Here is a 25202-nt window from a genome sequence, read left to right as displayed (position 1 = left end):
CCTCACGAAAGATCTTGCGTGCTTCCTGAATGGACCAGCCTCGATTGTGCGCCCCCGTCCGAGACTCATCGGCAGGCGGCTCTCGAACGTCAGGCGCAGTTGACCAAGCCGCTCGGGGCCCTCGGCCGGCTGGAGCAGGTGGCGGTCGAGATCGCGGCGCTCCAGGCCTCTGAGCGGCCTTCGGCCGACCGGGTCCCGGTGGTGCTGTTCGCAGGCGATCACGGCATAGCGGCGCAGGGTGTCTCGGCCTATCCGTCCGAAGTCACCGTCCAGATGCTGCATAATTTCGCGGCCGGCGGCGCGGCGATTTCGGTGCTGGCACGCGGCCTCGGCTGTCCGCTCGAGGTGGTCGATGTCGGCACGCTGGCGAGCGCGCCGGTGCCTGGCGTCCTGGTCGACAAACCGCGCCGCGGCACGCGTGATTTCAGCGTCGAGGCGGCCCTGGCACCTGCGGAGGTCGCGTTCGCGCTCGAGGCTGGACGGCGCGCCGTGGCGCGGCAGGCGGACCATGCGCCGCAGCTCGTGATCTTCGGCGAAATGGGGATCGGCAATACGACATCTGCGGCCGCGATCGCCGCTGCGCTGTTGCGCTGCGCGCCCGCCGAGATCGTCGGCAGCGGCACGGGTCTCGATGCCGACGGGCGGGCCCGAAAGGCCGCGATCATCGCCGCAGCCCTGACGCGGCATGGACTGGCATCAGGCGCGGCCGTTGCCGACATCCTCGCCGCGGTCGGTGGTCTCGAGATTGTCGCGATCGCCGCCGCGATCATCGCCGCCGCGCAGCGCCGCTGGCCGGTGCTGGTCGACGGCTTCATCGTCTCGGTCGCGGCGCTCGTGGCCGTCAGGCTCAATCCCTCCTGCCGTCCCTGGCTGCTGTTCTCGCACCGCTCGGCCGAGCGCGGCCATGCCCTGGTGCTCGAAGCGCTCGGCGCGCGGCCTCTGATCGATCTGGACCTGCGGCTGGGCGAAGCTTCGGGGGCCGCCACGGCGCTCCCCATCATCCGGCTGGCCTGCGCGCTTCACAACGGCATGGCGACCTTTGCGGAGGCTGCCGTCTCCGGCCGCGGGTCCTGATGCGGATCGATCTCCTGCGGCACGGCACGACCGGTCGCGACGGTCATCTCGACGGCCGCACCGATCCGCCGCTCAGCGACCTCGGCTGGGATCAATTCCGGCGTCAGACGCAAAGCCGCATCTGGCGGCGCGTCGTGAGCTCGCCATTGATCCGCGCGCATGCGGCGGCGGCGGAGTTCGCGCGGCAAACCGGCTGTGCGCTGGTCATCGATCCCGACTGGAGCGAACTCGACTTCGGCCGATGGGATGGACGCACGCGCGCCGACATCGCAGCGGAGGCCGGCGGAGCTGCCTTGCTGGATGCCTTCTACTCCGATGCTGCGGTTGCGGCGCCCGACGGCGAGAGCTGGGCCGACCTTCAGGCCCGGATTGCGCGAGCATTGGATCGCATTCTCTCCAGCCCGGAGGCCGCGCCGGCTCTGGTCGTCAGCCATGGCGGTGCCATTCGCGCCGCGCTGTCGCATCTGCTCGGCTGGCCGCTGCGCCAGCTGTGGAGCCTGCGCATTCGTCCGGGGACGCGCATCGCGGTCGAAGCCGGACGGGCGGAGAGTGGCACGTCCTGGGGCGAAATCATCGAGATCATCCAGCCATGAGCACACGTGAATTCTGGATCGCGCTGCAATTCCTGACGCGGCTGCCGACGCCGCGCGTCGCGGAGGCGCGCGCGGATGATCTCGCGCGAGCCTCGGTCTGGTTCCCGGCCGCGGGACTGGTCATCGGCGTATGTCTGGCGGTCGTGGCCCGGCTTCTGCACGGCGCCGACCCTTGGATCGTCGCGCTCGCCGTTCTGGTCGCCTGGATCTGGATCACCGGCGCGCTTCACCTCGATGGTCTCGGCGACGTCGCCGATGCCTTCGGTGCCGCGCATGGCAAGCCCGAGCGCTTCATTGCCGTGCTCGGCGATCCCCATGCCGGCAGCTTCGCCGTCGTCGCCATCGCCCTGCAGATCGCAGCCAAGCTGGTGCTGATCGCCGAGCTGGCGACCGGACCGACCGCCTGGGCGCTCGTGCTGATCCCGGCCTGGGCGCGTCTGGGGACCTTGGTCTGCAACAAGACGCTGCTGTCGCTGAAGCCGGGTCTGGGCGCGAGCATCTCCAACAGTGTCGGCTGGAACGTGATCGTCGGCTGGGGCGGCGTGCTCGCGCTCGGCGCACTGGCCGGCGCGCCTCCGACGCTGATCGCCATCATCCTCATTCCGGCGGTCGCCTTCTATTGGCAATGGCGGCTCGGCGGCATCACCGGCGATTGTCATGGCGCCAGCATCGAGGTCACGGAGGCGCTGCTGCTTGCGGCCTGCGTGCTGGGCTAGGACGAACTGCCGAGCGCCTGCGCCAGCCGCTCCCAGTCGTCCTCACGGCCTGGCAGGCCGAAGCGTAGCCAGGTCGGCTGAGCCGGAAAGCGCCGGACGTGAATGCCGTGGCGGGCGAGCCGGTCGGCGATCTCGGCCGCGATCGGCGATGTGATCAGGCGGAACAGTGGCGTGCTGCCGATGACGGCGCAGCCGGCGTTCTCCAGCAGCGGCCCGATGCGCTGGCCATCCCGGACGAGGCGCGCGCCCGTCTGCGCGAGCCAGGCGTCATCGGCCAACGCGGCCGCTCCCAGCGCGAGCGCCGGCCCCGATACGGCCCACGGTCCGAGTTCCTCACGGAGGCGCATTGCAATGTCCTCGGAGCTGATCGCAAATCCCAGCCGCACGCCGGCGAGCCCATAGACCTTGCCGAATGAGCGCAGCACGATCGTCGCCGGCGGCAGATCGGCCGCAAGGCTCGCATGGGCGGGATACAGATCGACGAACGCTTCATCGACGATCAACAGACCGTCGCGCCGGCGCTGGGCTGCGGCCAGCCGGACCAGGACGTCGCGCGGCAGCAGGCGGCCGGTCGGATTGTTCGGGTTCACCACGACGGCGATGTCGGCGTCGGCGAGCGCGTCGGCATCGTCGACCAGACGCACTTGATGGCCGCAGCGCCGCCAGCACAGCGCGTGCTCCTCATAGGTCGGCGCGAGCACCGCGACGGTCGATCGCGGTCGCAGCCGCGGCAGACCCTGCAGCAGCGCCTGCGTGCCTGGTGCGGCGACGATCGTTTCCTGCGAGGCCAGGCGATAGCGCGCCGCCGCCGCGGTGAGCAGGGCGCGTTCCTCGGACTTGGCCGGCAATCGCTGCCAGGCGGAGGGCGGGATTTCCGGGACCGGGTAGGGCACTGCATTGATGCCGGTGGACAGATCGATCCACGGCTGCGGCGCATCCGGGTAACGACGGCTGACCGCGTGGAGATCGCCGCCGTGAACGATGGCTTCCGGCGTTTCCGATCGCGTGCTAGTCGCTCTGTCGTCGTTCATGCCTGTCCTTCAGCGGAGATCGATGTTCGTCTCTCTCGCGCTCGTAGCGCTCCTCATCGAAGCTGCGGTCGGTTATCCCCAGATGCTGGTGCAGCGGATCGGTCATCCCGTGATGTGGATCGGCGCGCTGATAGCATGGGCTGACCGCTACTGGAACGGGGCCGGCGACAGCTTCGCCGCGCGACGGGCGCGCGGCGTCGGCCTCGTCGTGCTGCTCGTCGCGGGCATGATGACCGTCGGTCTGGCGCTCACCTGGGTCGCGCAAGCCGTTGTCGGTGAGTGGGCCGCAACGATCATCCTAGGACTGTTCGCCAGCAGCCTGCTCGCTCAGCGGAGTCTCGACGCGCATGTCGCTGCCGTCGCGGAGGGCTTGGAGAACGAGGGGCTCGACGGCGGCCGTCGGGCGGTGGCGATGATCGTCGGGCGCGATCCCGAGCGACTCGATGAATCCGGCGTGTCGCGCGCAGCGATCGAAAGTCTGGCCGAGAACTTCTCCGACGGTGTGGTCGCGCCCCTGTTCTGGCTCGTGATGGGCGGTCTGCCGGGCATCCTGATCTACAAGGCTCTCAACACGGCCGACAGCATGATCGGCCATCTCTCGGAACGTCACCGCGCGTTTGGCTGGGCGGCAGCTCGGCTCGACGATCTCGTCAACCTGCCGGCCTCACGGCTCTCGGCGCTGTGGCTTGCGGCCGCCGCCTGCTTCGTCCCCGCAGAGTCCGCGTCAGCGGCCCTTCGAACTGTTGCACGCGATGCCGCGAGGCATCGGTCGCCGAATGCCGGCTGGCCGGAGGCCGCCATGGCGGGGGCGTTGGGACTACGCCTGGCCGGGCCGCGCGTCTATCACGGCCATCTCGTCACCGATGCCTGGATGGGCGACGGGCGTGCTGATCTCGACGCCTCGGATATTCGCCGTGCGCTGCGGCTTTATCGGTTGGCCTGTCTGGTTCAGGCTCTTGCCGTTGCGGGACTCGTCGTCGTCAGGATGGTCTAGCCGCTGCGCGCGAAGGCTCGGTCGCCATCGCAAGGATACGATCCACGTCGACGTGACGCTCCAGATGTGCTGCAAGCGCATCCAGGGTTGTCTCGACGTCGCTCTCGTAAGCGAGCCCACTTGCGGTTGCGCCGAGGCCGCGCAGCCAATGACTGCGCAGACCGTCATCTGCAAACAGGCCGTGCACGTAGCAGCCGGCGATCCGGCCGTCGGCTGCGACAGCGCCATCGCGGCGACCGTCGGAGAAGGTGAGGAATGGGGTCTGCGTTGCCGGCCCGTCGGTGCGGCCAATGTGCATCTCGTAACCGCGGAAGGGCCGCTGATCATCCATCAGCTTGCCATGGACCTCCCGCAACGCCTTGTCATCGGTCAGCGTGGTTTCAACCTCGAGCAGGCCAAGTCCTGCGACGGAACCCGGTGCTCCTTCGTGTCCATCGGGATCGCTGATGATGCGCCCCAACATCTGATAGCCGCCGCAGATGCCGAGCACGCGCCCGCCGCGACGCAGATGCGCGGCGAGGTCGATGTCCCAGCCGGCGTCGCGCAGGGCGGCGAGATCGGCGATGGTGGCCTTCGAGCCCGGCAGGATCACCATCGAAGCGTCGCCAGGAACGGGTGCGCCCGGCTGCAGGAATTGCAGATCGATTCCATCCTCCAGCCGCAATGGATCGAACTCGTCGAAATTCGAGAGCCGTGGGTAGGCGAGCACGACGACCTTCGGCTTTCGTCCGTCTGCATCTCCAAGAGCAGGAAGGCCGAGCGCATCCTCCGCCGGCAGACGGTGTGCATCCGCAAAATGCGGAACCAGCCCGAGCGCCGCCCAGCCGGTTCGCGTCGCGATCTCGTTCATGCCCGAGGCGAACAAGGCGGGATCGCCGCGAAATCGATTGACCAGGAATCCCGTGATGCGCGCCGCATCGTCGGGCGCGATCACGGCCTTGGTGCCGACCAGGCTTGCAATGACGCCGCCGCGGTCGATGTCGCCGATCAGCACCACGGGAATCTGCGCCGCTTGCGCAAAGCCCATGTTGGCAATGTCACCGGCGCGCAGGTTGATCTCGGACGCCGAGCCCGCGCCCTCCACCAGCACAATATCGGCATTGGCTGCCAGGAGATGAAAGCTGTCGAGCACGGCATGCATCAATTGCGGCTTCATCGCCTGATAGGCGGATGCCTTGGCATTGCCGACGACGCGGCCCTGCACCACCACCTGCGAGCCAATCTCGCTCTGCGGCTTGAGCAGCACCGGATTCATGTGCACCGTCACCGGCCGCCGCGCTGCGCGCGCCTGCAGCGCCTGGGCCCGGCCGATCTCGCCGCCATCCGCGGTGACGGCGGCGTTGTTCGACATGTTCTGCGGCTTGAACGGCGCCACCTTCAGGCCGCGCAATGTCAGCGCGCGCGCGAGGCCCGCGACGATCAGGGACTTGCCGACGTCGGAGCCGGTGCCCTGGAACATGATGGCGCGCGCGCTCATGAGCCTAGTACTCGATGCCTTCCTGCGCCTTCACGCCGGCTGCGAAGTGGTGCTTGACGAGGTTCATCTCGGTGACGAGATCGGCCGCCTCGATCAGCTCCGGCTTCGCGTTGCGGCCGGTCACCACGACGTGGAGATCGGGACGGCGCGCCGCGAGCGCCGCCACGACGTCGCCGATCGGCAGGTGATCATAGCGTAGCGCGATGTTGAGCTCGTCGAGCACCAGCAGCCGGATCGCGGGATCCGCCATCAGTTCCTTGGCCTTGGCCCAGGCGCGCTCGGCCGCGGCTACGTCGCGCGCACGATCCTGCGTTTCCCAGGTAAAGCCTTCGCCGAGCGTGTGCCACGAGACCTGATCACCGAACGCGGCGATCGCCTTGCGCTCGCCCGTCTCCCATGCGCCCTTGCCGAACTGCACGACGCCGATGCGAAAGCCGCGGCCGATCGCACGCAGCATCAGGCCCCACGCTGCCGTCGTTTTGCCCTTGCCCTTGCCGGTGTGGACGATTAGCAGGCCCTTCTCGACGGTCTTCGAAGCGACCTCGGCATCCTGAATGGCCTTGCGGTTCTCCATCTTGGCCTTGTGGCGTGAATCGTCGGCGCTCTCGGTCATCGGCATGTCCTCTTCTTCGTCATTTCAATGTCAGCGGCAGGCCGGCCGCCATCAGGATCACACGGTCCGCAAGGGCGGCGACGTCCTGGTTCAGTCGTCCTTGCGCATCGCGAAAGGCGCGCGCGAGCGCGTTGTCAGGCACGATGCCCAGTCCAACCTCGTTCGAAACCGCAACGATGGGTCCGCGCGCGGCTGCGAGCGCCTCGATCAGATCGGCACATGCGGCCGCAACGTCTCTGTCGGCCAGCATCACGTTGCTGAGCCAGAGCGTCAGGCAGTCGATCAGCATCGGCGTGGGCGACGCATCGTGCGTGCGGACGAGCGCGGCGAGGTCGTGCGTGGTCTCGCGCGTCTGCCATCCGTCTGCGCGCCGCGCCTTGTGCTGTGCGATTCGTTCGGTCATTTCCTCGTCGAACGCCTGCGCGGTCGCAACATACGTCCAGGGCGGTGCGCTCGCCGTGACCAGCGCCTCCGCGTGGCGGCTCTTGCCCGAGCGCGCTCCGCCGAGCACCAGGGTCAGGCGCGGCAGGGCGGGAGGCGGCGGGGCAGGGACCATGGGGACGATTCCGATTGACGGGCTTTGGCGCGACCCGTATCTAACAGATGACGGTTCTCCGAAAGGAGAGATTTAGGGAACACGGTGCGGGATCACACCCAAGGCCGTGGCTGCCCCCGCAACTGTAATCGGCGAGTGTGAGGCCAAAGCACCACTGGGAAACCGGGAAGGTGGTTTCACGCAGCGACCCGAGAGCCAGGAGACCTGCCGTCGACATTGCTGTTGGCCGACCCGTCGCGCGGGGAGTCGCGATGCTGGTTCTGATCCCGCCGGGATGGGCGGGATGCCGTCGGATGCAGCGCATCGTCCGGTCCTCTGGGGGAGCCGGCAAGCGACGGAGACGGCCATGAAGTTCACACGCACGACGACTTTCACGATTGCGAGCCTGCTTCTGCTCGCCGCCCAGCCCGCTTTCGCGCATCACATGATGGATGGCAAGCTGCCGCAGACCTTCGCGCAGGGCATGCTGTCCGGGCTCGCCCATCCCATCATCGGCATCGATCATCTGGCGGCCATCGTGGGGGCCGGCATCGTTGCGGCGTTGCTCGGCCGCGGCTTCGCCCCGGTGCTGGCGTTCACGACGGCGATGATCGCCGGTGTCGGCCTTCACGTGGCGAAGGCCAACATCCCGGCGGCTGAGCTGCTGGTCGGCCTCACGACCGTCGTGGTCGGCCTCGTGGTGGTGATGCGCGGCCGTTTCGGCGTGCTGCCGGTCGCCGGTCTGTTTGCTCTGACGGGCCTCGTGCACGGTTACGCGCTGGGCGAGTCGATCGTCGGCGCGGAGACTGCGCCGCTCGGCGCCTATCTCGCCGGTCTTCTCGTGATCCAGACCGTGATCGCGGCGTGTGCGTTCCTCGGCACCAGGCTGCTGTCGGCCAAGGCCAATGCCATTGCGCCGCTGGCGCTGCGCCTGGCCGGCGCTGCGATCGTGCTGGCCGGCGGCGTCGCCGCGGCCACGGCAGCCGGAATGATCGGCTGATTGATGTCCACATCTGAAACCGGCGCAACGACGCTGTTCGTCTGCGTCACCTGTCGCACGCAGGCGGCTGAAGCTGCGCCGCCTGATCAGCCGCGGGCCGGGGCCCGCCTGCTCGCGGCGATCGAGACCGTGCCGGCCGAGCAACGTGCCGGCATTGCCGTGGTCGGCGTCGAGTGCCTGTCCAACTGCAACCGGGCCTGCACGGTTGCCGTGACGGCGCCGGGCAAATGGACCTATGTGCTCGGGGCTCTCGATCCCGATGTTCATGCGCAGGACGTGCTGAGCTTCGCGCAACTGCATCAGCGCCACGAAGCCGGTCTGCCGGCGTGGCGCGAGCGTCCCGAATACATCCGCAAGAACACCGTTGCGCGCGTGCCTGCTCTGGCAGAGCCGCGCTGAAGACGAGAGATCGTATCACCATGACGAAGTCGTTCGCCAAGACGCCTTGCACCATCGTCACCGGCTTTCTCGGGGCCGGGAAGACCACGCTGGTGCGCAATCTGATCGAGACGGCGAACGGCCGCCGGCTCGCCATCATCGTCAACGAGTTCGGCGATGTCGGCATCGATGGCGACATCCTGAAAGGTTGCGGCGTGCCGGACTGTCCGGAGGATCGCATCGTCGAGCTGTCGAATGGCTGTCTATGCTGCACCGTCGCCGATGATTTCGTGCCGGCGCTCAAGAGCCTGCTCGACCAGAAGGACCCGCCCGAGCACATCGTGATCGAGACGTCGGGTCTCGCGCTGCCGAAGCCGCTGGTGCAGGCCTTCAACTGGCCGGAGATCGCAACCCGCGTCACGGTGGATGGCGTCGTCGCGGTGGTCGATGGCCCGGCGGTGGTGGCCGGCCGCTTCGCCGACGATCCCGAGGCGCTTGCCGCGCAACGCGCCGCGGACGATTCGCTCGATCACGACAACCCGCTCGAGGAGGTCTACGAGGACCAGCTGCTCTGCGCGGACCTCGTCGTGATGAACAAGAGCGACCTGATGAGCGAGGACGAGCGCAAGGACGTCGCCGCCGAGATCGCGTCGAAGATTCAGCGCGCCGTCAAGGTGATCGCGACCGAGCATGGCAGGCTGTCGGCCTCCGTGCTGCTCGGGCTTGGTGCCGCCGCCGAGGACGATCTCGCCGCGCGTCCCTCGCACCACGACAACGAGGCGGAGCATGATCACGACGATTTCGAAAGTTTCGTGCTGGACGTACCGGCGCAGACCTCTCCCGATGCACTCGTCGATCGCATCGCGGCTGCCGTCGATGCGCATGACGTGTTACGGGTGAAGGGATTCGTCGAAGTAGCAGGCAAGCCGCTGCGCCTTCTGGTGCAGGCGGTCGGCAACCGCATCCAGCATCAGTTCGAGCGCCCCTGGCAATCCGGCGAATCGCGGCAGGGGCGGCTGGTGATCATCGGCGAGCGCGGCCTCGATGCGGCAGCGATCCAAAGCCTGATCGCGGGCTAGGCGAGGGCCATGCATCTCCTGGCGACATCGGGCGCTGATCTCGACGACCTCGAACAGGCCGTGGATCTCGCGCAGTCGCCCGCCGAGATCGTCGTACTGTCGTTCTCCGACAGCGACCTGTCGGCGCTCGCGGAGGCCTGGACGGCCTCCTCGGACGAGCTGCCGAGCCTGCGCCTCGCCAGCCTGAAACGGCTGAAGCACCCGATGTCGGTCGACCTCTACATCGACCGTGTCGTGCTCGGCGCCCGCGCCGTGGTCGTGCGCTGCCTCGGCGGGCTCGACTATTGGCGCTACGGGATGGAGCGCATCGCCGCGGTGTGCCGCAGCCGCAACATCTCATTCGCGGCGCTCCCCGGCGATGATCGCGCCGACGATCGGCTCGACGCGCTCTCGACGCTGCCGCAAGAGGCCACGTCGCGGCTCTATGGCTATCTGCACGAGGGCGGGGTCGGAAATGCGCGGGAGGCGCTGCGTTACCTCGCCGCGCTGCTCGGCCGTCGCACCAATTTTGCCGAGCCGGTCGCGATCGGCTCGATCGTGGGCTTCGTGCCGGATCGCGGCGCTGTCGCCGTCGAGGAGCTCTGTCGTCAGGATGATGCGCAGCCGGTCGCGCTGATCGTGTTCTATCGCGCCAGCCTGCTGGCCGCCGACACGGCGGGGATCACTGAGCTGATGCGGGGGATCGAGCGCGAAGGGCTCGCCGCATTGGCGGTCGCGGTCACCAGCCTGAAGGATCCCAGCATCGCGGCCGCGCTTGGGCAATTGGTCGTGACGCGGCGCCCCGCGATCATCCTGAATGCGACCGCGTTCTCGGCGCTGCGCGATGACGGCTCGACGGTGCTGGACGTCGCAGACGCGCCAATCCTGCAGATCATCCAGGCGCAGAGCACGGAAGCGAGCTGGGCATCGTCCGCGCGCGGATTATCGCCGACGGATGTTGCGATGAACGTCGTGCTGCCGGAGCTCGACGGTCGCTTGCTGGCGCGGCCGATCGCATTCAAGGGCGAGATGCCGGCGGATGACCGGCTGCAATTCGCCGCCATGCGTTACGTTCCGCAGGTGGATCGCATATCCTTCGTGGCGCGGCTCGCTGTGCGGTGGGCACGGTTGCGCGCGTTGCCGGCGCGCGAGCGTCGCATCGCGCTGATGCTGTCGGACTATCCGGCCCGTGGCGGACGCCGCGGCTATGCCGTCGGGCTCGACACCAGCGAGAGCGCAGCGGCCATCGCGCAGCTGTTGGGAGAGGCCGGATACGATATCGGCGGTCAGCCTCCGGCGTCGAGACAGGTTGAAGCGCTGCTGCGTGACGAGGCGGATGAGCTGGTCGTACCGCTTGCGGACCATCGGCGCGCTCTCGCGCTGTTGCCGCCCGACCTGCAGCGCGCCCTGCATGACAATTGGGGCGAGGCGGACGCCGACCCGGCGTTTCGCGACGGCGCGTTTCGCTTTCAGGTGCTGCGCGCGGGCAAGCTCGCAATCCTGCTGCAACCGGATCGCGGCAGCCGCGCCGATCGCAAGTCCGGCTACCACGACACCAGCGTGCCGCCGCGGCATGCCTATGTTGCGCTCTATGCCCATTTGCGCGAGGTCGAAAAGATCGACGCGCTGATCCATCTCGGCGCGCACGGCACGCTGGAATGGTTGCCGGGCAAGGCGCTGGCGCTGTCGAGCAATTGTTGGCCGGAAGCCGTGCTCGGTCCGCTGCCGATGATCTATCCCTTCATCGTCAACAATCCCGGCGAGGCGATGCAGGCCAAGCGGCGGTTGTCGGCCGTGACGCTCGGACATCTGACGCCGCCATTGTCTCAGGCCGGTCTGCATGGACCGTTGCTGGAGCTGGAGGGGCTGGTCGAGGAATATGCCGAGGCCGACGGTCTCGACAGACGACGCCTGACGCTCCTGGAGGACGAAATCATCGCCCGGGCGTGGCAGAGCGGGCTCGCCGCCGATTGCGGCCTCGAGCGCACGATGAGCGGCCGCGAGGCGATCGCGCAGCTCGACGCGCAATTGTGCGACATCAAGGAGCTCGCTGTGCGTGACCGTCTGCACGTGTTCGGCCAGGCACCCGACGTCGCAGCGACCAGTCTCCTTGCCGATTCGATCATGGCAGCGGCGGAGCTGGCGGGTGGCACGATCGACCGCATGGCCGTCGAGGCGCGCATCGCCGGGAGCGCTGCGGCCGAAGGCAGCGCGCTGCTCGCAGCGCTCGACGGCCGCCGCGTGGCCGCTGGTCCTGCCGGCGCGCCGAGCCGCGGCCGCCTCGACGTGCTGCCCACCGGGCGCAATCTCACTGCGATCGATCCGCGCGCGATTCCGACCCGCACGGCCGCGCTGGTCGGCGTCCGCGCGGCCGACGAGGTGATCCGGCGCTATTTGCAGGACCATGGCGACTATCCGCGGTCGCTGATGCTCGATCTCTGGGCCTCCGCTTCGCTGCGCACGGGCGGTGACGATCTGGCCCAGGCGCTCGCCTATCTCGGCGTGCGGCCGCGCTGGGATCTCAATTCGAACCGCGTCACGGGCGTCGACGTGCTGCCGCTGGCGATGCTCGACCGTCCCCGCATCGATGCGACGCTGCGGATCTCGGGGCTGTTTCGCGACCTGTTCGAGGCGCAGATCGCGCTGTTCGATCTCGCCGTGCAGAAGGTCGCGTCGCTCGACGAGGACGATGCCGACAATCCGCTGGCTGCGGCGCGGCGCCGCGGCGAGAGTCTCGCGCGCGTGTTCGGCGGCGCGCCGGGCAGCTACGGCGCCGTTGCCGCCGACCTGGCGCTGGGGATGAACTGGGAGAGCCGGTCGCAGCTCGGCGAAGCCTATCTCGACAGCACTGGTTTCAGCTTCGGGGGAGCGCATGACGGCGTCGCGGCCTCCGACACGTTCCGCGCGCGCGTGCGCAGCGCCGATGCGCTGGTGCATCCGCAGGACGATCGCGAGCGCGATCTGCTCGACGGCGAGGAGGTCGCCGACTTTGCCGGAGGCTTCGCGGCTGCCGCGGCGTCCCTCGGCGTTTCGCCCGCTTTGCTGCATCTCGACACCAGCCGTCCCGAAGCGCCGACCGCGCGCACGTTCAGCGAGGAGATCGCGCGCGTGGTGCGCGGCCGCCTCACCAATCCGCGCTGGATCGCGGGAATGCTCGGCCATGGCCATCGCGGCGTCGCCGAGATCGCGCAGGCCGTCGACGCGCTGTATGCCTTTGCGGCCACGTCGGACACGGTTGCCGAGCACCTGTTTGATCTGGCGCATGGGGCGCTGCTGCGTGACGAGGCAGTGTTGGACGCCATGGTCGCGCGCAATCCGGCGGCCGTTGCGGCGATCACGTCGCGATTCGAGGATGCGCTGCGCCGGCAGCTGTGGGTGCCGCGCCGGAATGCCGTCGCGGACGAGCTTGCGCTTGCCCGCAGCCGTCTGACACAAACGGAGAGGGCGTCGTGACGGCCGCGGTCGACATCAAGGGCTGGTGTCCCGGCGCACGCCGGCCGATGCCGAGCGGCGACGGGCTGATCGTGCGCGTCCGGCCACATGGCGGTGCATTGCAGGTCGCAGCCTTGCGCGACCTTGCCGAGGCCGCGCGGCGCTTCGGCAACGGCCAGATCGATCTCACCCGCCGCGCCAATCTGCAGATCCGGGGCGTGGCCACCGAGGGGCTGGCGCCGTTGTGGGAGCTGATGGCCTCGCTCGCGCTGCTCGACGACAGCGCCGAGCAGGAGGCGATCCGCAACATCGTGATCACGCCGCTGGCGGGACTCGACCCGGCCGAGTTCCTCGACATGCGTCCCATCGCCGCGACGTTGGAGACGCTGCTCGCGGCCGACCGATCGCTGCTTGCGCTGCCGGCCAAGTTCGGCTTTGCACTCGACGGTGGCGGCGTGCTGACGCTTGCGGATCTCGCAGCCGACATTCGTCTGGTCGCCTGTGTCCAACATCAGAAGGCTTGCGTCGCCGTCGGCATTGCGGGGCGCGACGGCGTCGTCTGGCTCGGCACGGCCGCCGTCGCCGATGCGGCAGCCGTCGCGACGCGGCTCGCGCGCGATGTGTTGCAGCACAGCCCCACGCGTCGTGCCGCTGCGTTGCCGCCTGAGGCGATCGCTGCTCTGCGTGCCGGGCTGGGTCTCGATGCATTGGATGCGATCGCGATGGTCTCGGCAGCCGCGGAGCCGCAGCAACGACGCGGCGCCTTCGCCTTGACCGAGCAGGCCTGCGCCGTCGGCTTCGGCGCTCCGTTCGGCCGTGTCGACAGCGACATGCTGGTGCGGCTCGCGGCACTCCTGGAGACCTACGCGATCTCCGAGGTCCGGCTGTCACCCTGGCGCACGCTCTATGTCGCTGCGGACCGCAGCCATGCCGAGCCGCTCGTTGCAGGAGCGGCCCGGCTGGGCCTGATCGTCGACGACGTCGATCCGCTGATGCGCATCGATGCCTGCTCCGGCGCCGGCGGCTGCCCGTCGACGTCGCTGGCTGTGCGCGCGCACGCCCGCCTGCTGGCCGGCGCGATGGCTCGCGCGCGCTTCGCAGGCACCTTGCATGTCTCGGGCTGTGCCAAGGGCTGCGCGCGCTCGGCTGCTGCCGACCTCGTGCTGATCGGTGATGGTCGACGGTACCGCATCGTCCGCGACGGAACGGTGAAGAGCGAGCCGTGCGGCAGCCTCGATGCGGCCGATCTCGACGTGGCCGGCGCTGGGCTGTTCGAAGCAAGAGAGAAGGCCGATGTCTGAGCTGCGCGACTACATCAAGGACGGTGCGGAGATCTATCGCCGCTCGTTCGCGACCATTCGCGCCGAGGCCGACCTCTCGCGCTTCCATGGACTCGAAGAGAAGATCGCGGTGCGCATCATCCACGCCTGCGGCATGGTCGAGATCACCTCCGACATCGAGATGTCCGATCAGTTCGCCGCCGCAGCGCGGGCCGCGCTCGATCGCGGCGCACCGATCCTGTGCGATGCCAAGATGGTGGCGCAAGGCATCACCCGAGCGCGATTGCCCGCCAGGAATGAGATCGTCTGCACGCTCGACGACGTGAAAGTTCCGGCTTTGGCGGCGCAGCTCGGCACGACGCGCTCAGCGGCGGCGTTGGAGCTGTGGCGACCGCATCTCGGCGGTGCGCTGGTGGCGATCGGCAATGCGCCGACCTCGCTGTTTCATCTGCTCGACATGCTCGATCAGGGCGCGCCGCGGCCGGCAGCCGTGATCGGAACGGCGGTCGGCTTCGTCGGGGCGCGTGAATCCAAGGAGGCGCTCGCGGCCGACGGCCGCGTGCCGTATCTCATCGTGAAGGGCCGCAAGGGCGGCAGCGCGATGGCCGTTGCGGCCGTCAATGCCGTTGCGAGTGACGTCGAATGAGCCTGCTCGACACCATCGCGGGCTCGGCACATCCGGGCACGCTCTACGGCATCGGCGTCGGCCCGGGCGACGTGCGCTATCTCACGCTGCGCGCGGCCGGCCTCGTCCGATCCGTCGATGTCGTGGCGTTCTTTGCCAAGCGCGGCATCGAGGGCAATGCCCGGCGAATCGTGGCACCATTGATGGAGCCCGGCCGCCATGAGCTACGGCTGGAATATCCCGTCACCGAGGAGGTGCCTGTCGCCGATCCGTCCTATCAGGCGCAGATCGGCGGCTTCTATCATCGCGCAGCCGACAGCATCGCGGCCCATCTTGCCGCGGGCCGATCGGTCGGCCTGTTGTCGGAAGGCGATCCCTTCTTCTACGGCTCCTTCATGCACATGTGGCGACGGCTCGAGCGGGATCACCCGGTCGAGGTGGTTCCCGGCGTGACAGGTATGTCCGGATGCTGGACCAAGGCCAATGCTCCGATCACCTGGGGCGACGATGTGCTCTCGGTGCTACCGGGCACCCTGGCGGAGGACATTCTGCATGACCGGCTGACCCGCTGCGAGGCGGCCGTGATCATGAAGGTCGGGCGCAATCTCGCCAAGGTGAAGCGCGCCATCACTCAGGCCGGGCTGCTCGATCGCGCCATCTACGTCGAGCGCGGCACCATGGAGGCGCAGCGCGTCGCGCCGCTGGCCGAAGTGGTGCTGGATCGCGGCCCGTATTTCTCGATGATCCTGATCCCCGGACAGGGGCGACGGCTATGACGGGCATGCTGACCATCGTCGGTGTCGGCCCGGGGCGTCCCGAGCTGATCACGCCGGCGGCGTCGGCGGCGATCGCCGACGCAACCGATCTGATCGGCTACGGACCTTATCTCGACAGGGTGACGACGCTTCGCGCAGGACAGACCCGCCATGCCAGCGACAATCGCGTCGAGCTCGACCGCGCCCGGCACGCGCTGGCGCTTGCCAGCACCGGCAAGCAGGTCGCCGTGGTCTCAGGCGGCGATCCCGGCGTGTTCGCGATGGCCGCTGCCGTGTTCGAGGCCATCGAGGCTGGCCCGTCGACGTGGCGCGATCTGGACATCCGCGTCGAGCCCGGCGTCACCGCGATGCTGGCTGCTGCAGCGGAGGTCGGGGCGCCGCTGGGCGGCGATTTCTGCGCGATCTCGCTGTCCGACAATCTCAAGAGCTGGACCACCATCAGGCGCCGGCTGGAGGCTGCGGCTGCAGCCGACTTCGTCATCGCGCTGTACAACCCGCTCTCCAAGGCGCGGCCGCATCAGCTCGGCGACGCCTTTGCGCTGCTGCGGCAGATCAAGCCGCCGTCGACCGTGGTCGTAATGGTGCGCGCCGCGGGCAGCGGCGACGTCAGGCAGATCATCACGACACTGGGCGACGTCGATCCCGACAACGCCGACATGCGCACGCTGGTCCTGATCGGATCGACCGCAACGCGCCTGATCGCGCGCGAGGGCAAGGCGCCGTTCGTCTACACGCTGCGCCGCGAAGTCGAAGGCGGCGCATGAGCAAGCGCGGTCTCCAGCCAGAGCAGGGCGGCGCCTGCGCTATCCAGAGCCACGCCATGCGGCTTGTCGGGCCGCGCGATCATCACCACGGGGAGATCGAGCCGCCGCGCCGCCGCGATCTTCGGATAGGTCGCGGCTCCGCCGGAGTTCTTCGAGACGACGAAGGCAATACGTTCACGCGTGAGAAAGTCATGCTCTTTCGCATCGTCGAACGGTCCGCGATCGTAGACGAAGCGGATGTCAGGCGGCAGCGGAATGTCACCGGGCGGATCGATCGTGCGGGCGACGTAGTGGTGTTGCGGAGCTGCGGCGAAGGCCGCCAGCTCCAGCCGGCCCAGGCTGAGGAATACGCGCGCAGTAGCGGTCCCGAGTGCGCCAGCGGCGGCGTCCGCACTCTCGACCTCGATCCAGCGATCGCCTTGGCGGCGCTGCCACGCCGGGCGCAGGATCGATGCCAGCGGCAGCGAGAGCGCATGGCAGGCCGCGACCGCATGCCGGGAAATCTGGTCGGCATAGGGATGGGTCGCATCGATCACCGCGTCGACGGCATGATCGCGCAGCCACGCTTGCAGTCCGGCAATGCCACCGAAGCCGCCGATGCGCGTCGGCAGCGGCTGCGGCTTGGGCGAGATGGTGCGGCCGGCGAGCGAGAGCGTCGCCTCGAACCGGCTGTCGTCGGCCAGCAGCCGCGCCAGCTCCGAGGCCTCGGTCGTCCCGCCGAGAATGAGGATGCGCATGCGGGGCAGGGTCCATGGTGAATCCGGGCGCAACTTGCAACGCGGCGCGCTGGCTGTCCATCGTCGGCATCGGCGAGGACGGTGTGGACGGGCTTTCGGAGCACGCGCGGCGTCTCATCGCGCAGGCGGAATTGGTGGTCGGCAGCGTGCGTCATCTGGATCTCGCGGCCTCGCTTGTGAGAGGCGAGCGGCTGGCTTGGCCGAGCCCGCTGCAACTGGCGTTCGGGCAGATCGCGGCGCGCCGGGGAACGCCGGTCGCCGTGCTGGCGAGCGGCGATCCCTTCAACTACGGCGTCGGCAAGCAGCTGATGCAGCGCTTCGATGCAACTGAGATGCTCTGCGTCCCGCAGCCCTCGGCGTTCAGCCTTGCAGCGGCGCGGCTCGGCTGGCCGCTCCAGGATGCGGCCCAGGTCACGCTGCATGGCCGCGCGCTCGAGGGCATCATCCGCCATCTCGCGCCGGGGGCTCGCATCCTGGCGCTGGCCTGGGACGGATCGACCGCTGGAAAGCTTGCTGCATTGCTGACGTCCCGGCGCATGGGGCGCTCGCGCCTGACGGTTCTGGAGGCGATCGGAGGACCGCAGGAGCGGGTGCGCCGCGTGACGGCGGATGAGTTCGATCTGTCGGACATCCATCCGCTGACCACGCTTGCCATCGAGGTCGAAGCCGGCCCTGACGCGCCGGTGATCCCGCTGACGTCGGGCCTTGCCGACGATCTGTTCGAGCATGATGGTCAGCTCACCAAGCGTGACATCCGTGCCGTCACGTTGGCCGCGCTCGCGCCGCGACCAGGCGAATTGCTCTGGGACGTCGGTTTGGGGTCGGGCTCCGTCGCGATCGAATGGCTGCTGCGTCACGGCGCGCTGCGCGCGATCGGCATCGAGGCGCGGCAGGATCGCGCCGACCGCGCCATGCGCAACGCGCTTGCGCTCGGTGCTCCCGATCTGAAGGTCGTCATCGGGCGCGCGCCGGCGGTGCTCGCCGATATCGAGCCTCCGGACGCGGTGTTCATCGGCGGCGGCATTTCGGAGCCGGGCCTGTTCGAGGCGGTCTGGTCGAAGTTGAAATCTGGCGGCCGCCTTGTCGCCAACGTCATCTCGCTCGAAGGCGAGGGCCGGCTGTCGGATCTATTCGGCAAGCATGGCGGTGAGCTCGTCCGCGTCGCGGTGTCGCGAATAGAGCCGGTCGGCCGCATGCATGGCTGGCGGCAGGCGATGCCCGTGACGCAATGGCGAGTCACCAAGCCATGATCGCGCTCGGGATCGGTTGCCGTCGCAACGCCAGCTCCGACGATGTCGACGCGGTCGTCGCGCAGGCCTTGGCCGCTGCGGGTTTGGCCGCCGGCGATATTGCCGTGGTCGCGACTGCGGCGGACAAGTTGGACGAGTCCGGCGTGACCGAAGCAGCGATGCGGCTGCGGCGGCCGCTACGGGGCATCGGCATCGCAGACCTCGCGGCTGTCGCGGAGCTCGCCGTCACCCGAAGCGATCTCGTGCAGCGGCTCAAGGGTGTTCCGTCCGTGGCCGAGACCGCAGCGCTGGCGGCGGCCGGCCGCAATGCACGCCTCATTCTGCCGAGGCTGGCCAACGCCTGCGCGACTTGTGCAATTGCGCAAGGCGACGGCCCGGTGGAGCCGGCAACATGACGGTGCATTTCATCGGCGCCGGGCCCGGCGCGCCCGATCTGATCACCGTGCGCGGTCGCGACCTGATCGCGCGCTGTCCCGTCTGTCTCTATGCCGGCTCGCTGGTTCCGGCAGCGCTCCTCGCGCATTGCCCGCCAGGCGCCCGCATCATCGACACCGCACCGCTGGCGCTCGACGAGATCATCGCCGAGATGGCTCAGGCCACGGCCGCTGGCGAAGACGTGGCGCGGCTGCACTCCGGCGATCTCTCGATCTGGAGCGCGCTAGGCGAGCAGTTGCGGCGGCTCGATGCGTTGAAGATTCTCTACACGGTCACGCCGGGGGTGCCGTCGTTCTCGGCGGCCGCGGCCGCGTTGGAGCGTGAGCTCACGCTTCCGGGTCTCGCACAATCGGTCGTGCTGACACGCACGTCCGGCCGCGCTTCCGCAATGCCGGAGACGGAGCAGCTGTCGCTGTTCGCGCAATCGCGCGCGACGCTCGCCATCCATCTGTCGATCCATGTGCTCGACAAGGTCGTCGACGAGCTGCGTCCGCATTACGGCGAGGATTGCCCCGTCGCGATCGTCTATCGCGCAAGCTGGCCGGAGCAGCGTATCGTGACCGGCACGCTGGCGTCGATCGTCGGCCAGGTCGCAAGCTCGGCCATGGAGCGCACCGCGTTGATCCTGGTCGGCCGCGCGCTCGGCTCGGAAGATTTTCGCAACAGCGCGCTGTACGACGCCGACTATCAGCGGCGCTTCCGCGGGAGGGGCGAATGAGCCGGTCCGCTGCTCTGCCCGACCAGCCGGCCGTCGCGGTCGAACACGGCGACATCGAGCGCGATGTCATTGGCGCCGAGGGCGCGGCGGGCCGTCTGCCAGGCGGCCCGCGCGACGATCTCGCCCGCCGGGAATCCGATCCGCTCGGCCTCCTGCAGCACCTGCAGCGCGGTGTTGGCGCCACGCGCAAGTGCGACCAGCGCGTCCGGCGCCTCCGCATTGCGCAGCGTGTCCGCGAGCCAGCCGAGATCGACCTCACCGGCGCGCGAATGCAGGTCGAGCAGGCCCTGGCCGAGCTTGGTCATCTTGGCGAAGCCGCCGGCCACGGTGATGCGCGGCACCGGATGCCGGCGCAGATATTTCAGCATGCCGCCTGCGAAGTCTCCCATGTCGATCAGTCCAGCCTCCGGCAGGCCGTAGAGCTGCTGCACGGCCTTCTCCGAGGTGCTTCCCGTCGCGCCGGCGATGTGCGGCAGGCCGGCCGCGCGTGCGACGTCGATGCCGCGATAGATCGAGTGGATCCAGGCGGCGCAGCTGAAAGGCACCACGATTCCGGTGGTGCCGAGAATCGACAGGCCGCCGATGATGCCGAGACGCGGGTTCAGTGTCTTCCTGGCCAGTTCCTCACCGCCGGGAATGGAGATCTCCACGACGACATCGCCGTTCGCGCGGAGCGCTGTGGCGGCTTCGTCGATCGCGGCCGTGATCATCTGGCGAGGTACGGGATTGATCGCGGGCTCTCCCGGCGGCAGCGGCAATCCCGGCCGCGTCACGGTGCCGACACCCGCGCCCGCGCGGAACGTCACGCCGGTCTTCTCGGCACCGCGCTGCACCGTTGCCTTGATCAGCGCGCCGTGTGTGACATCGGGATCGTCGCCGGCGTCCTTCACCACGGCAGCGGTCGCGCTCGCCGTGCTGGTCTCGTGCATCGCGACGGCGAAGCTGACGCGGCGGCCGCCGGGCAGGGCGATCTCGACCGTGGCCGGACAGCTGCCGGTGATCAGCAGCTCATAGGCCGCGCGTGCGGCTGCCGTGGCGCAGCTGCCGGTGGTCCAGCCACGTTTCAGCGGTCGGCGCGGAGTGCCAGCGGTTCCCGTCATGGCTCCTCGCATAGCACATTTTCCTGGGACACAGCGGTGCGCGGGCCATGACCACGACGGTGCCTCGGGGGATCATCATTGCAGCGCCGCGTTCCGGCGCCGGCAAGACCACCGTCACGCTCGGACTGCTGCGGGCGCTGGTCCGGCGTGGCACGCATGTGCAGCCGTTCAAATGCGGCCCCGACTACATCGATCTCGCATTTCACACGGTCGCGGCACAACGGACGAGCTACAATCTCGACGGCTGGGCTATGTCCGTGCCGCAATTGATGGAGCTCGTCGGCGGTGTCGCTGCCGACGCCGATCTTGCCGTCGTCGAGGGCGTCATGGGCCTGTTCGATGGCGCGCCGCAGCCCGGCCGTTCGGGGCGCGGCTCGGCTGCGGATCTCGCGGCTTTGCTCGGCTGGCCGGTGGTGCTCGTTCTCGATGTCAGTGGCCAGACCGAGACGGCTGCGGCCGTTGCGCTGGGTTGCGCGCGCTTTCGCGACGATGTCACCGTTGCCGGGGTGATCCTGAATCGGATCGCGAGCGAGCGGCACCGCGCATTGATTGAGCCGGCTTTCGCAACGGTCGGCATCAAGGTGCTGGGCGCGCTGCCGCGCGATCAGCAATTGTCATTGCCGGAGCGGCATCTCGGACTCGTCCAGGCGCAGGAGATCACGGCGATCGAGGCGCATCTCGATCGTCTTGCGGCGTCCATCTCCGCATCGGTCGAGCTGGATGCGGTGCTGGCATGCGCCCGGCCCATGCGTGCGAGCGGCCGTCCTGCGCCGACGTCCGGCTTCGGCATCAGGCCGCCGGGGCAGCGCATCGCCCTCGCATCCGATGCCGCGTTCTCGTTCAGCTATCCGCATCTGCTGCGGCAATGGCGTGCTGAGGGCGCGGAGATCGTGCCGTTCTCGCCGTTGAACGATGAGGCGCCAGATCCGGCAGCGGACGCAGTCTGGCTGCCGGGCGGCTATCCCGAACTCCATGCAGGACGATTGGCTTCGGCGTCGTCGTTCCTCGGCAGCCTGCGCGCGATGGCTGCGCGTGGCGTGGCCATTCACGGCGAATGCGGTGGCTACATGACGCTGGGAGCGGGTCTGGAGGATGCCGGGGGCACGCGGCATGCGATGGCCGGACTGCTGTCGCTCGAGACCTCCTTCGCCAGGCGACGCCTGCATCTCGGCTATCGCCGCGCAACCCTGTTGGCAGACTGCAGCCTCGGCCGGAAGGGCGCCTGCGTTTACGGCCACGAATTCCACTACGCGACAATCCTGAGCGAAGCTGATGATCCCCTGATCGACTGTCGCGATGCTGCCGGCCGCGCGATCGCCGAGCGTGGTGCGAGGCGGACGACCGTGACGGGATCGTTCCTGCACGTCCTGAGCGGGGAGGCCGCATGAGCGCTACGAAGCGAGAGCCGCCGCAATTCGATGCTGCGTTCAAGGCTCGCTTTGCCGAGCTCGTGCGTTGGCGCCGCGACGTCCGCCGCTTCCGCAGCGATGCCGTAAGTCCTGAGCTGATCACACAGCTGCTGTCCCTCGCATCCCATGCGCCGTCGGTCGGCTTCTGTCAGCCCTGGCGTTTCGTGCTGGTCGAGAGCGCCGGCCGGCGTGCCGCAATCATCGAGAATTTCAGGCGCGCCAACCAGGCCGCGCTTGCGGGCTATGATGGCGAGCGGCGCGCGCTCTATGCGAGCCTGAAGCTCGAGGGGCTGGCGCGGGCGCCGGTGCACCTCGCCGTCTGCGCCGACGAAGGCGCCGCGACCGGTCATCGACTCGGTCGCGCGACGATGCCGGAAACGCTGCGCTACTCCGTCGTCGCGGCGATCCAGACGTTCTGGCTGGCGGCGCGTGCGGAAGGTCTCGGCGTCGGCTGGGTGTCGATCGTCGATCCGGCTGAGGTCTGTCGGGAACTCGAGCTGCCGCCCGACTGGACGCTGATCGCCTATCTCTGCGTGGGATGGCCGGAAGAGGAGCATGACGATCCCGAGCTGGAGCGTCACGGCTGGGAAACGCGGCTCGATCGAACGGCGACCGAGCCGCTGAAGCGCTAGGTCAGATCAAGACGCCATCGCGAGCGCAGGCGCGTCCAGGATGACAGGCTGAGCGGCCGCCGGTGCTGTGGGCGTCAGCTGAAACCGCGTGCCGTGCAGCGTGACCGTGAGCGGAATGCCGCGGAAATCGTCGTGGAACGCGTGGATGCGGCGCTGCATCTCGGCCGGGCCGATGTCGGCGGGCATGTTGCACATCTCGGCATACATCTTTCGGGTGCTCCGGATTCCGCTCCACTCGATGGGAAGAACCGGGAGCGGACCGGAGTGGCAGGCGAGATCACGCGACATGCGCCAGAACAGATAGGCCAGCCGCACGAACGTCATCTGCTCCAGCCCTCGGACATTCACGCCGTTCGGGATATCGAACGTCTCGACGCCGATGATCGCCCCGCAGTCGACGCGGGCCTCCATCACATGGGCCGTGGCGCCGAAACGCGTCGCGCCGTCGTACATCGCAAAATGAGCGGGCGCCCAGCCCGGATAGTCCGGCGGCGCCGGATGAAAATTGTAGGCGCCATGGCCGAGCGCCTGAAGGATGTCGACAGGAACGATCACGCCGGTGGTGAAGGCCAGCAGGCGGGCCGTGGCGAGCACGTCATGCTCGATCGCCTGCAGGTCCTGCAAGGTGACGGCGCAACGGAACGCGAGCGCCGGATTATGCGCCTTGAGAAGCTCGGTCAGGGCAAGCTGCTGATCGCGGCTGCCGGTCAGGAGGATGATCGTGTCGAGCATGGTTGGGGATTCCTTGTTGAGCTCAGTGTCCACGGCCATCGATGCCGATCGGTTGGCGCGTGGCGTCTCCAGCGGTGAGTGAGCGGAACATGTCGGGAGGTAGCTGCTGCCCGGGCACGACCTCGAGTACCCTGTTGTCGGCGAGAAACGCGGCCTCCCTGGCGACCCGCACGTCCCGTTGCCAGGAGCAGAGTGAAAGCTCGAGACGGGAGAAGCCGCCATTGTCGTTGGTGAACGCGCTGGTCAGCGCCTGAATGCTCGCCGCCGTCTCACGCGCATTGCTGCCTTCGACGTCGTGCAGGATCACGGTGATGGCCCGTTCGCAGGCCTGGTCCGATTGAACGATGAGCAGGGGATCGCGAGCACCGGCGCGGCCTGCCCGCCGCGCCGATCGAACCATCTCGGCAAACTCCGGATTCGGACCGAGATCGGCGGTGGTCGGTCTCAGATCATGAACGATCGCGGCGTCTCTCGCTCCAGTCTCACCGGCGAGCGCGTGATACGAGCGCGGCAGCCAGACCGTATCGAGCGGCATCTGCGACGCAGCCAGGCTCCAGGCCTGATCGATGAGATAGCCGTCCCACACATCCGGGTGGGACGACGCGATCTCACGCCAGATCGTCAGCAGCTGTTCGGCGGCTTGCGACCGTCCGAAGTAGAGCGTGCGCGCCGACATCTCCCAGCCGTTCCACTTGTGAACGGCGAAGTCGCAATCGGCGTGGAGCGGCAGCGACGGGACGGATTGCAGCATCACGCCTGCGTCCACGAAGAGCAGCGGAGCGCCATGCCGCCGCCTCATGCGCAGAATGAAATCCGCCTTCTCCGCCGCGCTGACGACATCGCGCTGACGCGTCTCGACCGGCTCGATCTCGAACGGCAGCCCCAGACGTTCCAGCGACCTCCGGAGATGATAGACGTGCAAGTCGCCGACGCTCTTGGGATGGCAGGAGACGATGCGCATCACATCCGCTGCGCGCGCAGCTTGAGGCTGCCGCCAGTCGCGTCCGCCCCACCATAATTCGTGCGGACCGTCCGCCGACGTCCCCACCGTACCGAATTCCGTCAACTTCGATTTCAGGAAATCGAATGCGGCATTTTCGCCGAACGGGATCGCGACGGCGTCACGAGCTGTCAGCGTGCGGCAGAGCAACTCGGCGCCCGCCCCCGTCGGCGGGTCGATGACGACGACGGTGCGTCCGTCGCGCGGCGACGGGAGGTTGCTCCAGGGAACGAGAGGGCCGAACGTTCGCGACAGCCATTGCAGGCGGCGTCCCTGTTCGTTGCCGAGCCTGACGCCGTGCCTCCGCAGGGCTTGCACCGGATCATGATCAATGGGGTTCGGGTCTGGTCGCGACATGCCGGGTCCTCCTGCACAGTAGAACGGATCACGGCAGCCAATCAGGCGCACCGATCGCAAAGTCGTCGGCGCTGAAAGCGGAAAGTGTGATCTATTACTCCGACACGGGGCGCGCGTGTTTCATTTCCGGATGTTGCAGATGACCTGATCGACATTGCAGCAGACGGCAAGATGCCGCGTTTAGCCCCAGCATGGATCGATCATGCCTTACGATGCATGACCGGGTTTGACGCCAAAACGCCTGTCTATAAGGCTGAAAAGCAATGTGCAGTGCAGGCCATCGTCCTTGCACGGCGCCGCGACAGGATCGCTTGCTGAATCGTTGCGATACCATTCCGAAACATTCAGCAATGCGCGCGCAAAATTCGGCGCGCGACGCATCACGTCGAGCGCTTTCAATCTCATTGCTGCCTGCAACTACAACGTATGAGCCTGCGAGATCAGGCGCACAAAGCTGCAAATAATCGTCGTGAGATTCAGAATCTG

The 25202-nt window shown here is 68.2% G+C and carries 26 protein-coding genes and 1 riboswitch; of the genes, 17 read left to right on the top strand and 9 right to left on the bottom strand.

Features of this window, described 5'->3' with window-relative positions; all coding sequences use genetic code 11:
• Window positions 1–18: 18 nt before the first annotated feature.
• Genes cobT through cobS form a run of 3 tightly spaced genes read left to right on the top strand, consistent with a single transcriptional unit; the run spans window position 19 to window position 2383 of the window.
• Window positions 19–1074: a nicotinate-nucleotide--dimethylbenzimidazole phosphoribosyltransferase gene (gene cobT, locus QX108_RS08585; protein WP_315720955.1), complete on the top strand. Its 1056-nt coding sequence runs from the start codon at window positions 19–21 to the stop codon at window positions 1072–1074.
• Entirely contained in the window at window positions 1074–1667 is a 594-nt protein-coding gene (locus tag QX108_RS08580) for a histidine phosphatase family protein (RefSeq protein ID WP_315720954.1), read from the top strand. The genes cobT and QX108_RS08580 overlap by 1 nt, the downstream gene beginning before the upstream one ends.
• A complete protein-coding gene (cobS, locus tag QX108_RS08575; RefSeq protein ID WP_315720953.1) occupies window positions 1664–2383 on the top strand; it encodes an adenosylcobinamide-GDP ribazoletransferase in 720 nt (239 codons plus the stop codon). The genes QX108_RS08580 and cobS overlap by 4 nt, the downstream gene beginning before the upstream one ends.
• On the opposite strand, the gene cobD is transcribed toward cobS, so the two are convergent.
• Window positions 2380–3414: a threonine-phosphate decarboxylase CobD gene (gene cobD / locus QX108_RS08570; RefSeq protein ID WP_315779767.1), complete on the bottom strand. Its 1035-nt coding sequence runs from the start codon at window positions 3412–3414 to the stop codon at window positions 2380–2382. The genes cobS and cobD overlap by 4 nt on opposite strands.
• Before the next feature lie 22 nt (window positions 3415–3436).
• On the opposite strand from cobD, the gene cbiB reads away from it, so the two are divergent.
• Window positions 3437–4408, top strand: coding sequence for an adenosylcobinamide-phosphate synthase CbiB (cbiB, locus tag QX108_RS08565; protein WP_315779769.1), 972 nt, complete (start codon window positions 3437–3439; stop codon window positions 4406–4408).
• Here cbiB and QX108_RS08560 read toward each other — a convergent pair.
• The 3 genes from QX108_RS08560 to cobU are packed head-to-tail and all read right to left on the bottom strand — an operon-like array spanning window position 4395 to window position 7054.
• Complete coding sequence (locus QX108_RS08560) at window positions 4395–5885, bottom strand: cobyric acid synthase (RefSeq protein WP_315779771.1); 1491 nt, start codon at window positions 5883–5885, stop codon at window positions 4395–4397. The genes cbiB and QX108_RS08560 overlap by 14 nt on opposite strands.
• 4 nt (window positions 5886–5889) lie before the next feature.
• A complete protein-coding gene (gene cobO, locus QX108_RS08555) occupies window positions 5890–6498 on the bottom strand; it encodes a cob(I)yrinic acid a,c-diamide adenosyltransferase (RefSeq protein WP_315779773.1) in 609 nt (202 codons plus the stop codon).
• Between the two features lie 19 nt (window positions 6499–6517).
• Window positions 6518–7054: a bifunctional adenosylcobinamide kinase/adenosylcobinamide-phosphate guanylyltransferase gene (gene cobU / locus QX108_RS08550; protein WP_315720948.1), complete on the bottom strand. Its 537-nt coding sequence runs from the start codon at window positions 7052–7054 to the stop codon at window positions 6518–6520.
• Between the two features lie 34 nt (window positions 7055–7088).
• Window positions 7089–7281: riboswitch (cobalamin riboswitch) on the top strand.
• Window positions 7282–7400: 119 nt separating this feature from the next.
• Here cobU and QX108_RS08545 point away from each other — a divergent pair.
• The 8 genes from QX108_RS08545 to cobJ are packed head-to-tail and all read left to right on the top strand — an operon-like array spanning window position 7401 to window position 16346.
• The gene (locus tag QX108_RS08545) at window positions 7401–8033 is read left to right on the top strand and encodes a HupE/UreJ family protein (RefSeq protein ID WP_172114836.1); all 633 of its coding nucleotides are present in this window, start codon (window positions 7401–7403) and stop codon (window positions 8031–8033) included.
• A 3-nt stretch (window positions 8034–8036) separates the two neighbouring features.
• Window positions 8037–8432: a DUF1636 domain-containing protein gene (locus QX108_RS08540; protein ID WP_315779775.1), complete on the top strand. Its 396-nt coding sequence runs from the start codon at window positions 8037–8039 to the stop codon at window positions 8430–8432.
• A gap of 20 nt (window positions 8433–8452) precedes the next feature.
• The gene (gene cobW / locus QX108_RS08535) at window positions 8453–9490 is read left to right on the top strand and encodes a cobalamin biosynthesis protein CobW (protein ID WP_315720946.1); all 1038 of its coding nucleotides are present in this window, start codon (window positions 8453–8455) and stop codon (window positions 9488–9490) included.
• 9 nt (window positions 9491–9499) lie between these two features.
• A complete protein-coding gene (gene cobN / locus QX108_RS08530) occupies window positions 9500–12922 on the top strand; it encodes a cobaltochelatase subunit CobN (protein ID WP_315779777.1) in 3423 nt (1140 codons plus the stop codon).
• Entirely contained in the window at window positions 12919–14202 is a 1284-nt protein-coding gene (gene cobG, locus QX108_RS08525; protein WP_315779779.1) for a precorrin-3B synthase, read from the top strand. The genes cobN and cobG overlap by 4 nt, the downstream gene beginning before the upstream one ends.
• On the top strand, window positions 14195–14827 hold the full coding sequence (locus QX108_RS08520; RefSeq protein ID WP_315720943.1) for a precorrin-8X methylmutase: 633 nt from the start codon (window positions 14195–14197) through the stop codon (window positions 14825–14827). Before cobG ends, QX108_RS08520 begins: the two co-directional genes overlap by 8 nt.
• Entirely contained in the window at window positions 14824–15582 is a 759-nt protein-coding gene (locus QX108_RS08515) for a precorrin-2 C(20)-methyltransferase (RefSeq protein WP_315779782.1), read from the top strand. Before QX108_RS08520 ends, QX108_RS08515 begins: the two co-directional genes overlap by 4 nt.
• Window positions 15579–16346: a precorrin-3B C(17)-methyltransferase gene (cobJ, locus tag QX108_RS08510; RefSeq protein WP_315779784.1), complete on the top strand. Its 768-nt coding sequence runs from the start codon at window positions 15579–15581 to the stop codon at window positions 16344–16346. Before QX108_RS08515 ends, cobJ begins: the two co-directional genes overlap by 4 nt.
• Here cobJ and QX108_RS08505 read toward each other — a convergent pair.
• Window positions 16310–17083, bottom strand: a complete 774-nt coding sequence (locus QX108_RS08505) for a cobalt-precorrin-6A reductase (protein ID WP_315779786.1) — start codon at window positions 17081–17083, stop codon at window positions 16310–16312. The two genes, cobJ and QX108_RS08505, sit on opposite strands and share 37 nt — an antisense overlap.
• A gap of 14 nt (window positions 17084–17097) precedes the next feature.
• Between QX108_RS08505 and cbiE the strand changes: the two genes are divergently transcribed.
• From cbiE to cobM, 3 genes are read left to right on the top strand one after another with little or no spacing between them, the layout of a single operon-like run.
• A complete protein-coding gene (gene cbiE / locus QX108_RS08500) occupies window positions 17098–18333 on the top strand; it encodes a precorrin-6y C5,15-methyltransferase (decarboxylating) subunit CbiE (protein ID WP_315779788.1) in 1236 nt (411 codons plus the stop codon).
• A complete protein-coding gene (locus QX108_RS08495) occupies window positions 18330–18728 on the top strand; it encodes a cobalamin biosynthesis protein (protein WP_315779790.1) in 399 nt (132 codons plus the stop codon). The genes cbiE and QX108_RS08495 overlap by 4 nt, the downstream gene beginning before the upstream one ends.
• A complete protein-coding gene (gene cobM, locus QX108_RS08490; RefSeq protein WP_315779792.1) occupies window positions 18725–19486 on the top strand; it encodes a precorrin-4 C(11)-methyltransferase in 762 nt (253 codons plus the stop codon). Before QX108_RS08495 ends, cobM begins: the two co-directional genes overlap by 4 nt.
• On the opposite strand, the gene QX108_RS08485 is transcribed toward cobM, so the two are convergent.
• Window positions 19456–20586 carry a cobalt-precorrin-5B (C(1))-methyltransferase gene (locus QX108_RS08485; RefSeq protein WP_409998485.1) on the bottom strand — a complete coding sequence of 377 codons (1131 nt, stop codon included), beginning with the start codon at window positions 20584–20586 and terminating at the stop codon, window positions 19456–19458. The genes cobM and QX108_RS08485 overlap by 31 nt on opposite strands.
• Window positions 20587–20633: 47 nt before the next feature.
• Here QX108_RS08485 and QX108_RS08480 point away from each other — a divergent pair, with 47 nt between their 5' ends.
• Both QX108_RS08480 and bluB read left to right on the top strand, forming a co-directional pair.
• A complete protein-coding gene (locus QX108_RS08480; protein ID WP_315779796.1) occupies window positions 20634–21974 on the top strand; it encodes a cobyrinate a,c-diamide synthase in 1341 nt (446 codons plus the stop codon).
• Window positions 21971–22627 carry a 5,6-dimethylbenzimidazole synthase gene (gene bluB, locus QX108_RS08475; protein ID WP_315779798.1) on the top strand — a complete coding sequence of 219 codons (657 nt, stop codon included), beginning with the start codon at window positions 21971–21973 and terminating at the stop codon, window positions 22625–22627. Before QX108_RS08480 ends, bluB begins: the two co-directional genes overlap by 4 nt.
• Before the next feature lie 6 nt (window positions 22628–22633).
• Here bluB and QX108_RS08470 read toward each other — a convergent pair whose 3' ends face one another.
• From QX108_RS08470 to QX108_RS08460, 3 genes are all read right to left on the bottom strand, one after another.
• Window positions 22634–23359: a formyltransferase family protein gene (locus QX108_RS08470; RefSeq protein ID WP_315780555.1), complete on the bottom strand. Its 726-nt coding sequence runs from the start codon at window positions 23357–23359 to the stop codon at window positions 22634–22636.
• 22 nt (window positions 23360–23381) lie between these two features.
• Window positions 23382–24716 carry a hypothetical protein gene (locus QX108_RS08465; protein WP_315779800.1) on the bottom strand — a complete coding sequence of 445 codons (1335 nt, stop codon included), beginning with the start codon at window positions 24714–24716 and terminating at the stop codon, window positions 23382–23384.
• Window positions 24717–24923: 207 nt separating this feature from the next.
• Window positions 24924–25115: a hypothetical protein gene (locus QX108_RS08460; RefSeq protein ID WP_315779802.1), complete on the bottom strand. Its 192-nt coding sequence runs from the start codon at window positions 25113–25115 to the stop codon at window positions 24924–24926.
• Window positions 25116–25202 lie beyond the last annotated feature (87 nt).

This window comes from Bradyrhizobium sp. SZCCHNR1002 (assembly GCF_032381435.1).
Classification (GTDB): Bacteria; Pseudomonadota; Alphaproteobacteria; order Rhizobiales; family Xanthobacteraceae; genus Bradyrhizobium; species Bradyrhizobium aeschynomenes.
The sequence above is the reverse complement of the archived record's forward strand: the minus strand, read 5'-3'. Positions and strand labels throughout refer to the sequence as shown.

What these genes read in the sequence shown, in the direction of transcription:
- cobW (WP_315720946.1), top strand. Translation starts at nt 8,453, where the DNA reads ATGACGAAGTCGTTCGCCAAGACGCCTTGCACCATCGTCACCGGCTTT.
- QX108_RS08470 (WP_315780555.1), bottom strand. Translation starts at nt 23,359, where the DNA reads ATGCTCGACACGATCATCCTCCTGACCGGCAGCCGCGATCAGCAGCTT.
- QX108_RS08545 (WP_172114836.1), top strand. Translation starts at nt 7,401, where the DNA reads ATGAAGTTCACACGCACGACGACTTTCACGATTGCGAGCCTGCTTCTG.
- QX108_RS08465 (WP_315779800.1), bottom strand. Translation starts at nt 24,716, where the DNA reads ATGTCGCGACCAGACCCGAACCCCATTGATCATGATCCGGTGCAAGCC.
- QX108_RS08515 (WP_315779782.1), top strand. Translation starts at nt 14,824, where the DNA reads ATGAGCCTGCTCGACACCATCGCGGGCTCGGCACATCCGGGCACGCTC.
- QX108_RS08520 (WP_315720943.1), top strand. Translation starts at nt 14,195, where the DNA reads ATGTCTGAGCTGCGCGACTACATCAAGGACGGTGCGGAGATCTATCGC.
- cobO (WP_315779773.1), bottom strand. Translation starts at nt 6,498, where the DNA reads ATGACCGAGAGCGCCGACGATTCACGCCACAAGGCCAAGATGGAGAAC.
- cobN (WP_315779777.1), top strand. Translation starts at nt 9,500, where the DNA reads ATGCATCTCCTGGCGACATCGGGCGCTGATCTCGACGACCTCGAACAG.
- cobM (WP_315779792.1), top strand. Translation starts at nt 18,725, where the DNA reads ATGACGGTGCATTTCATCGGCGCCGGGCCCGGCGCGCCCGATCTGATC.
- QX108_RS08540 (WP_315779775.1), top strand. Translation starts at nt 8,037, where the DNA reads ATGTCCACATCTGAAACCGGCGCAACGACGCTGTTCGTCTGCGTCACC.
- cobD (WP_315779767.1), bottom strand. Translation starts at nt 3,414, where the DNA reads ATGAACGACGACAGAGCGACTAGCACGCGATCGGAAACGCCGGAAGCC.
- cbiE (WP_315779788.1), top strand. Translation starts at nt 17,098, where the DNA reads ATGGTGAATCCGGGCGCAACTTGCAACGCGGCGCGCTGGCTGTCCATC.
- QX108_RS08485 (WP_409998485.1), bottom strand. Translation starts at nt 20,586, where the DNA reads ATGACGGGAACCGCTGGCACTCCGCGCCGACCGCTGAAACGTGGCTGG.
- bluB (WP_315779798.1), top strand. Translation starts at nt 21,971, where the DNA reads ATGAGCGCTACGAAGCGAGAGCCGCCGCAATTCGATGCTGCGTTCAAG.
- cobU (WP_315720948.1), bottom strand. Translation starts at nt 7,054, where the DNA reads ATGGTCCCTGCCCCGCCGCCTCCCGCCCTGCCGCGCCTGACCCTGGTG.
- QX108_RS08560 (WP_315779771.1), bottom strand. Translation starts at nt 5,885, where the DNA reads ATGAGCGCGCGCGCCATCATGTTCCAGGGCACCGGCTCCGACGTCGGC.
- QX108_RS08480 (WP_315779796.1), top strand. Translation starts at nt 20,634, where the DNA reads ATGACCACGACGGTGCCTCGGGGGATCATCATTGCAGCGCCGCGTTCC.
- cobJ (WP_315779784.1), top strand. Translation starts at nt 15,579, where the DNA reads ATGACGGGCATGCTGACCATCGTCGGTGTCGGCCCGGGGCGTCCCGAG.
- QX108_RS08505 (WP_315779786.1), bottom strand. Translation starts at nt 17,083, where the DNA reads ATGCGCATCCTCATTCTCGGCGGGACGACCGAGGCCTCGGAGCTGGCG.
- QX108_RS08495 (WP_315779790.1), top strand. Translation starts at nt 18,330, where the DNA reads ATGATCGCGCTCGGGATCGGTTGCCGTCGCAACGCCAGCTCCGACGAT.
- cbiB (WP_315779769.1), top strand. Translation starts at nt 3,437, where the DNA reads ATGTTCGTCTCTCTCGCGCTCGTAGCGCTCCTCATCGAAGCTGCGGTC.
- QX108_RS08580 (WP_315720954.1), top strand. Translation starts at nt 1,074, where the DNA reads ATGCGGATCGATCTCCTGCGGCACGGCACGACCGGTCGCGACGGTCAT.
- cobS (WP_315720953.1), top strand. Translation starts at nt 1,664, where the DNA reads ATGAGCACACGTGAATTCTGGATCGCGCTGCAATTCCTGACGCGGCTG.